This is a genomic window from Allobosea sp. 05T422_2 (genome assembly GCF_056396265.1).
In genome coordinates, this window is the sequence record NZ_JBFTLD010000442.1 from 1 (window position 1) to 2,785 (window position 2,785).

At 62.0% G+C, this 2,785-nt stretch carries 3 protein-coding genes and 1 pseudogene; 1 reads left to right on the top strand and 3 read right to left on the bottom strand.

Annotated features, from left to right (window positions below; genetic code table 11):
• The 3 genes from AC1DJT_RS35770 to AC1DJT_RS35780 form a co-directional block, all read right to left on the bottom strand.
• The coding region (locus AC1DJT_RS35770; protein WP_476835963.1) for a hypothetical protein at positions 1 to 337 on the bottom strand (337 nt) is incomplete at its 3' end.
• Between the two features lie 98 nt (positions 338 to 435).
• Complete coding sequence (locus tag AC1DJT_RS35775; protein WP_476835964.1) at positions 436 to 1,344, bottom strand: LysR substrate-binding domain-containing protein; 909 nt, start codon at positions 1,342 to 1,344, stop codon at positions 436 to 438.
• Between the two features lie 385 nt (positions 1,345 to 1,729).
• Entirely contained in the window at positions 1,730 to 2,038 is a 309-nt protein-coding gene (locus tag AC1DJT_RS35780; RefSeq protein ID WP_476771119.1) for a hypothetical protein, read from the bottom strand.
• A 285-nt stretch (positions 2,039 to 2,323) separates the two neighbouring features.
• Here AC1DJT_RS35780 and AC1DJT_RS35785 point away from each other — a divergent pair.
• A pseudogene (locus AC1DJT_RS35785) lies at positions 2,324 to 2,545 on the top strand (integrase); the annotation flags it as partial.
• Between the last annotated feature and the right edge of the window lie 240 nt (positions 2,546 to 2,785).

Below are 2,785 nucleotides of genomic sequence, written 5' to 3' on the forward strand. Positions count from 1 at the left end.
GCCCGAAGCTATGGACTTGCTGTCCCACCCCCGAGCTGGTCGTCTGCACCCAGCGCACGTTCGGCGCGAGCGCAAGGCCTCGCTCATCCTCCGCGCCGGTTGGAAAATCCCAGAGGATCGTCGCGCGTCCGAGCGCCTCACGCCAGCGGCGCTCCTGCGCCCCGGTACGCCGGAAGCTGTCGCGTCCCTTGTGATCGCCGACATAGCGCGTCATTGGCAGCAGATCGGGCGCGAAGATGATGTCGACGCCGGCGGGTGCCGCCGCGCGCATGCGCTCGACATGCTCGCTCTCCAGCGGCGAGGTGATGAACGCGATATGCGCGGGCGACGACGTCATGGCGCGCGGACTTTGGTTGATGGCATGCGGCGACCCCGGCGCGCCGGTCTGATTGTCGGACAGATCCAGGCGGCGGACATGACTATCATGAGAATTTTTCACATTTCAAGAGGACGCCCTTCTGCCGTTAGGGCTGACAGCTCGCCCTGAAGCCAGCGCCGGAAGGCGAGGATTTTCGGTTCGGACCGGCGCAGCGGGCTGCACATGAAGAAGTAGCCTTGCTCGCGGCGCAGGATATGGGGTGACGCGATAACGAGGTCGCCGTTCTCCAACTCCCGCCGAATCAGGAACCGCGGCAGCAGGGCAAAGCCGATGCCGACCACGGCCGCCTCGATCACCATGAAGAAATGCTCGAAGCCGAGGCCAGCGGGCGTCGGCGTCGGCAGATGAAGGTTCTCGAACCATTCAGGCCAGGCCTCGATCCGGGTAGTGTGGCGAATGAGCTGTTCGGGCCGAAGCGCCCCGGGATCGATCGCCGTGCGGCCCTCGAGCAGCCGCGGCGCGCAGACAATCACCAGTTCTTCGTCCAGTATCCGATAGGTTTTGACGCCCGGCCAGTCGCCATTTCCATAGCGGATGCCGACATCAACGGCGTCGAGGGCGAAATCGATCGCCTGCTCACCGACGACGATGTCGACCTGCATGTCCGGATGCTGCGCCTTGAATGCCGGCAGGCGCGGAATCAGGAAGCGCAGCGCGAAGGTCGGCAGCACGTTGATGGTCAATCCGTATGCGTTCTGATCTTGGCGAAGGCGCGCGAGCAGCGTCCGCATCCGATCGAATGAGTGGCGCAACTCGACGAAGATCGCTTCGCCGCTCGACGTCAGCTGGATTGACGGCTTGGTGCGCAGGAACAGCGGAAAGCCAAGTTCCGCCTGCAGCAAGGACAAGGCGCGGCTGACGGCGCTTTGCGTGACGCCGAGTTCCGATGCCGCGCGTGTCATACTGCCGAGACGCGCCGTCGCCTCGAAGCTGCGCAGACCGTTCAGGGATGGGAAGTCAGGCATCTGACTCCATTGACATGATATTTAATCATGTCAATGGAGTCGTTCTCATAAGGCGCGTGCGACTCAAGCCTCCAGCAGGTATTGTCACGGCGTAGCGGAATTGTTGCGCCTCGATCGGGTTGGTCGGTTCCAGCATGAGTGCGCGTCATCGGCACGTAACCGCTGTACGCCGCTTACTMACGGCTTCGGTCAGAACTCCGGCCAGCGCACTCGTACGTGTGCTTCTGGGCAACTCGCCAATGTCTGCAAATGGCGCGGGCCGGAACTCGGCGCTTCTGACGCCGAACGACCGAGACGTGTGGAAATCAGAGTTCGCCAAGCGGCGAGGCGCTGCCTTTGGACTGTTTCTACGCCTAAGCGGGCGCCTTAGCCCGGGACGAAGCGGTTAAGCTTCTGCCTCTCCGGGGCTGATGCACTCTTTAATCGCCTGGGAAAAGGCGATGATCGTTGCCTCTCGGTCTTCGGCGCACATAGCTCGGAACAGATTCAGGAAGTCATCGGTGCCGATCTGCATAACAACCTTTGAATTGCCCCCTCCGGAAGCCATAACCCCGCGAACGGTGACACCACTCCGCCTTTGGCCATCCGGGCTTTTGCCAACCCAGGCACCGTGAGCGATCTCAACATTGCCTTCGTATTGCCAGCGGCCGCCGCCCTGTAGAGGCGCCCTCCAAAGCTGGCTGCGTTCACTCATGGTAGTTCCTCGATTTCTATCGGTCGGAAGCCCTRAGCCTGCGCGAGYACGGCCAACGCTCTTCTGTAGCTGGGCGCCTTTTACGTTGCTGCAGCCAGAACATCCACGGCTGCCGCGCTCCGGCATCAACAGTGAAGCCCGCCCAGCGGAACGTCCGCTTTGCGGCTGGATCTCAACCTGGCGCTTCTCGTACGCAGCTAGTCGCGCATAACGGAATGGCTCGAAGCAGCGCAGCCACATCATTGGTAGGATAGTTGCGGATGCGGCGCCCCAAGGGGAATTGCCATGCATGTCGAAACTCAAAGCCAACGGCAGCGGCAGGTTTGGAACACCGGTCGCATTATTGGACCCAGGCCGCCTCTGAAGCCGAGACACATTTGGGCCACCCGCACCCGGCTCCAGCATGACGGCCGGATCCGCGATTTGGCGATGTTCAATCTCGCAATCGATAGCAAACTGCGCGGATGCGATCTCGTTCGCCTCCGCGTGGCTGATGTCGTGCTTGGGGGCCTTCGAGCCTGGCATCCTCCCGCTTCGTTCGCCCCATTGGAAAGCTTGCCCCAATCAGGATTTCGTGGCGGCGAGGTCGCCCCCGATAACAAGGAGGGGTTGAGCTCGGGCTTTCACGGCTCGGACGAGTTCGCAGCCGGATTCCGGCTCAAGTGAAAGCAGCCCTGAAATGCAAAATGCCCGCCGTGAGGCGGGCATTCGCTCTTCGACCGAAGCTCAAGGGGAGGGAATCATGAG

Bases quoted from the DNA above. Each gene is read 5' to 3' on its own strand.
- AC1DJT_RS35775 (WP_476835964.1), bottom strand. From the start codon at position 1,344: ATGCCTGACTTCCCATCCCTGAACGGTCTGCGCAGCTTCGAGGCGACG.
- AC1DJT_RS35780 (WP_476771119.1), bottom strand. From the start codon at position 2,038: ATGAGTGAACGCAGCCAGCTTTGGAGGGCGCCTCTACAGGGCGGCGGC.